Below are 5,140 nucleotides of genomic sequence, written 5' to 3'. Positions count from 1 at the left end.
ATTGACTAATTTGTTAGGTAAAGCATATTGGCGCTCAAGTAGTATGCCAGGCACTCCGAGAGCTTTCTTGCTGACTGCAAGTTATAAACTATAAAGTGATATAAAAAAACAAATACTGAATTATTTGAGGATTAAAATTGGTAAATAATTATAAGTAATATAATTCAGTATGTTGTTAATAAATTGAGGGTATTTAGGTAAAAAATAAGTTAATTAGCACTTTTCTATACAGCACAAAAGCAAGTAGTTTAATGTCGAATAATGTAGATGCTAATAATTTAGCAATTGAATTATTGTCTAAAAATTTCAAGTGAATAAAACATGAATTGAATAAAAATGGTTAAAAATTTTATTTTTTCAATAAGATAAATTCCTTAATAGACTGTGTTATTCAAACAAAGGGTTTTTACGAACATTAAAATGGTTAAAAATTGCTGATGAATGTATAAAATGCCACTAAAAAGAATAACTCGATTAATATAGGTATAATAAATTCTCAATGTATTAATAAAAAGTTTTTCCTTTAAAAAATAAATTTTGCTAACGCGCTTAAAGAAACAGTTAAAATTAATTATTCAATTGTGAGACAAAGTAGATTCTGTTATACTAATTTCCCGTCTGATTCATCGTATATTGCTTTGGTTTTTAAGGTTTAAAATCAGTGCGATATTATTCTATTAAATTAATAATGGTCTGGTATTAATGGTCACGAATTATATTTTTGTTACAGGCGGTGTCGTTTCTTCACTTGGTAAAGGCATTGCCGCAGCATCATTAGCTGCAATTTTAGAAGCCCGCAATTTAAAAGTCACCATGCTCAAACTTGATCCCTATATTAATGTCGATCCAGGCACAATGAGTCCTATTCAGCATGGTGAAGTATTTGTGACTGAAGACGGTGCCGAAACTGATCTTGATTTAGGGCATTATGAGCGCTTTATTCGCACTAAAATGACGCGAAAAAATAACTTCACGACTGGACGCATTTATTCTGATGTGTTACGTAAAGAGCGTCGCGGTGATTATTTAGGTGCGACGGTGCAAGTCATTCCACATATCACTAATGCAATTAAGTCACGAGTGATTGATGGCGCAAAAGGATTTGACGTTGCGATTGTCGAAATTGGTGGTACGGTAGGTGACATTGAATCACTGCCATTTTTAGAGGCTATCCGTCAATTAGCGGTTGATGTTGGTCGTGAGCATACCCTATTTATGCACCTAACATTAGTGCCATATTTAGCTTCAGCAGGTGAAGTAAAAACTAAACCAACACAGCATTCAGTAAAAGAATTATTGTCAATTGGTATTCAACCTGATGTATTAATTTGTCGTTCCGATCGTATTATCCCTGCTCACGAACGCGCTAAAATTGCGTTATTTTGTAATGTGCCTGAGCGCGCTGTTATTTCGCTTAAAGATGTCGATTCTATCTATAAAATTCCGGCATTATTAAAATCGCAAAACTTGGATACTTTTGTTTGCAAACGATTTAATCTTGAATGTAAAGAAGCCGATCTTTCTGAGTGGGAGCAAGTCATTTATGAAGAAGCCAACCCTGTTGGTGAAGTCACTATTGGTATGGTGGGTAAATATATTGCTTTGCCAGATGCCTATAAATCTGTCAATGAAGCTTTAAAACATGGGGGGTTAAAAAACCGTTTAACCGTTCATATCCGTTATATTGACTCGGAAGATCTTGAATCTCGAGGTGCAGAATTACTTCAAGGTTTAGATGCGATTTTAATCCCTGGCGGATTTGGTTATCGTGGTGTCGAAGGTAAAATTATGGCTGCTCGCTATGCGCGTGAAAACAAAATCCCATATTTAGGTATTTGCCTTGGCTTACAAGTGGCTATTATTGAGTATGCACGTAATATTGCTGGTATTAAAGATGCTAACTCAACTGAGTTTGTTAAAGATTGCTCAAATCCAATCATTGCTTTAATCACGGAATGGAGCGATAAATCAGGTAACGTTGTTCAACGCAGTGAAGATAGTGATTTAGGTGGTACGATGCGATTAGGCTCACAAATTTGTCATTTAGAGCCAGATTCATTAGTATTTGATATGTATAAGAAAGAGTCAATTACTGAGCGCCACCGCCATCGTTACGAGGTAAACAACAATTTATTACCAGAAGTGGTTAAGGCAGGGTTAAAAGTCACTGGTCTTTCAACAGATAGAAAGTTGGTTGAGATCATTGAAATTCCAGACCATCCATGGTTTGTTGCTTGTCAGTTCCACCCTGAATTTACTTCAACACCACGAGATGGGCACCCACTGTTTAGTAGTTTTATAAAAGCTGCCAAAGCATACCAAGAGCAGCAACAAAAATAGTTTTGAATTAATATATATCAATATCTGTCATATAGAGGAAAATAACATGGCAAAAATCGTTAAAGTACATGGTCGTGAAGTCATCGACTCTCGTGGTAACCCAACTGTTGAAGCTGAAGTTCATTTAGAGGGCGGTTTTGTTGGTCTGGCAATCGTTCCATCAGGTGCATCAACAGGTTCTCGTGAAGCGCTAGAACTTCGTGATGGTGACAAATCTCGTTTCTTAGGAAAAGGCGTATTAAAAGCAGTTGAAAACGTAAATGGTCCAATTGCTAAAGCAGTTGTTGGTAAAGATGCGTTAGATCAAGCAGTAATCGACCAAATCATGCTTGATTTAGATGGCACCGATTTTAAATCTAACTTAGGTGCTAACTCAATTCTTGCTGTATCTTTAGCAACAGCTAAAGCAGCAGCAGCCGCTAAAGGTGTTCCGCTTTATCAACACATTGCGGATCTTAATGGCACTCCAGGTCAATACTCAATGCCATTACCTATGATGAACATCATCAATGGCGGTGAGCACGCAGATAACAATATCGACCTTCAAGAATTCATGATTCAACCAGTTGGTGCTAAATCAGTACGTGAAGCAATCCGTATGGGTTCTGAAGTATTCCACAACTTAGCTAAAGTGCTTCACGCTAAAGGCATGAATACTGCTGTTGGTGACGAAGGTGGTTTTGCGCCTAACTTAGGCTCAAATGCTGAAGCTTTAGCTTGCATTAAAGAAGCAGTAGAAAAAGCTGGTTACGTATTAGGTAAAGATATTACTTTAGCGATGGACTGTGCAGCTTCTGAATTCTACAACAAAGAAACTGGTAAATACGTATTAAAAGGTGAAGGAAATAAAGAGTTCACCTCTCAAGAATTCACTCACTATTTAGAAAGCTTAACTGAGCAATATCCAATCGTATCAATTGAAGATGGTTTAGACGAAAGCGATTGGGATGGTTGGGCATACCAAACTAAAGCATTAGGTCACAAAATCCAATTAGTTGGTGACGATCTATTTGTTACTAACACTAAAATCTTCAAACAAGGCATTGAAAAAGGTATCGCTAACTCAATCTTAGTTAAAGTTAACCAAATCGGTACATTAACTGAATCTATTGCTGCAGTTAAGATGGCTAAAGATGCTGGTTATACTGCGGTTATTTCTCACCGTAGTGGTGAAACTGAAGATTCAACAATTGCTGATTTAGCTGTTGGTTTAGCTGCTGGCCAAATCAAAACGGGTTCAATGAGCCGTTCTGATCGTGTTGCTAAATACAACCAATTAATCCGTATTGAAGAAGCTTTAGGTTCAAAAGCACCATTTAACGGTTTAAAAGAAGTTAAGGGTCAATAATTAGTTTTTGATAAACTAAATTATCACTTATAAAAACGGTGACTAGTTCACCGTTTTTTATTTTCATATAATTTAATCCTGCTTAATGTAGGAATAGTTGCACCAACTAAGGTTGTGTTGTACTCTTACCGTTTGATTGTTTATGGCTTTTGAAAAATCAATATGTATTGATTAATAAGCCTCCTTATAATTGATAAAATAACTAACTCGATTTAAAGCTCTACTTATGAATAATATTACGAATATGTCTCAGCCAAAAAGTAAATGGCAACTCTTTAACTGGCTTTATACTGGTAAACTACCGCTAAATGAATTATGGCTTAACTCGACCTATCGTTATAAGTTTTTTTTAAGAACCTTGTTTTTAAGCCCAATAACTTTAAAATGGCTTGATAAATTAAGACAGTATCCGTTACTTGGCTATTACTTTTCGTGTCAAACAAATTTACCGTGTAAATTGCAACGACCTTATTTGGCATCTTGTCTAAGTCAAAAAGCGCGATATGATGCCTTAGTCTATCATTATGATTTTTTAGCAAAACAGCCTGATAGCTTGACTAAAGCATTTTACAACCCGCAATCACCTTTTATACTGGCAGATATGTCGGTTAAAAATGAAACCAATATCCAAATTGCGGTTCAAGCTCGTAACAAATTTGCGAGGGAAGGTGAAATTAGTCTTTATTTTTATGATAGTGATGAAATTGATTTAGCAACATTAACATTTTCCATTATTAAATATCAAGGCAAGCCCACTCTTTTCATTGCAGGATTACAAGGTACTGGCTACTCTGATGCACGCACGCGTGTACAAAAAGCAACTAAAGCATGTTATGGGCTATTTCCTAAGCGCATTGCTGTTGAAGCGGCATTAATCATTGCACGTTATTATCACTTAACACAAATTATTGCTGTAGGGAACAAAACTCACATATACAACAATTGGCGCTATAATAGTCGTCAGGAACGTATTTTGTCTGATTATGATGAATTTTGGTTAACTATTGATGGCAAACAAGATGCTCAAGGTTTATTTTTACTACCCAACCAAATTCATCGAAAATCAATTGAAGAAATCGCTAGCAAAAAACGTTCAGAATACCGTAACCGTTATACACTGTTAGATCAACTTCAAACCAAAATAGAAGAACAATTAACATCATTAAAATAAATTTGTTATTTTAATGCACTTAAGTACTTCTAAAACGAATACAAATAAATCGCTTGTATTAAATTCACACAAGCGATGTTAAAATCCAATAAACCCATTTTTTATAGTATAAATACAAAAATAAACTGTTAAGGAATATAAAATGTATTTTGGTATTCTTATTGCGCTAGTGCCTTTATGTATAGGCTATCTGATTAAATTAAATGAACCGAATTGGATTACCAAAATTAACCAAACCTTAAGCTGGATGGTTTATTTTATTCTGTTTATTATGGGTAGCG

The 5,140-nt window shown here is 35.2% G+C and carries 3 protein-coding genes; all 3 read left to right on the top strand.

The genetic code is table 11. The annotated features are described in order from the left end of the window. The first annotated feature begins 702 nt into the window (after nucleotides 1-702). The 3 genes from pyrG to A9G30_RS06205 all read left to right on the top strand — a co-directional run bounded on the left by pyrG (nucleotide 703) and on the right by A9G30_RS06205 (nucleotide 4,859). Nucleotides 703-2,340, top strand: coding sequence for a glutamine hydrolyzing CTP synthase (gene pyrG, locus A9G30_RS06215; protein ID WP_065566680.1), 1,638 nt, complete (start codon nucleotides 703-705; stop codon nucleotides 2,338-2,340). 46 nt (nucleotides 2,341-2,386) lie between these two features. Further along, nucleotides 2,387-3,688 carry a phosphopyruvate hydratase gene (gene eno, locus A9G30_RS06210; RefSeq protein WP_065566679.1) on the top strand — a complete coding sequence of 434 codons (1,302 nt, stop codon included), beginning with the start codon at nucleotides 2,387-2,389 and terminating at the stop codon, nucleotides 3,686-3,688. Between the two features lie 226 nt (nucleotides 3,689-3,914). Beyond that, the gene (locus A9G30_RS06205) at nucleotides 3,915-4,859 is read left to right on the top strand and encodes a VirK/YbjX family protein (RefSeq protein WP_065588394.1); all 945 of its coding nucleotides are present in this window, start codon (nucleotides 3,915-3,917) and stop codon (nucleotides 4,857-4,859) included. The last annotated feature ends 281 nt before the right edge of the window (nucleotides 4,860-5,140 follow it).

The organism is Gilliamella sp. Fer4-1, assembly GCF_001690515.1.
GTDB lineage: Bacteria > Pseudomonadota > Gammaproteobacteria > Enterobacterales > Orbaceae > Gilliamella > Gilliamella apicola_C.
Note: the sequence above shows the minus strand (reverse complement) of the source record. Positions and strands in the feature narration are given on the sequence as shown.

Coding starts and splice junctions, on each gene's coding strand:
- pyrG (WP_065566680.1), top strand. CDS start 703: ATGGTCACGAATTATATTTTTGTTACAGGCGGTGTCGTTTCTTCACTT.
- eno (WP_065566679.1), top strand. CDS start 2,387: ATGGCAAAAATCGTTAAAGTACATGGTCGTGAAGTCATCGACTCTCGT.
- A9G30_RS06205 (WP_065588394.1), top strand. CDS start 3,915: ATGAATAATATTACGAATATGTCTCAGCCAAAAAGTAAATGGCAACTC.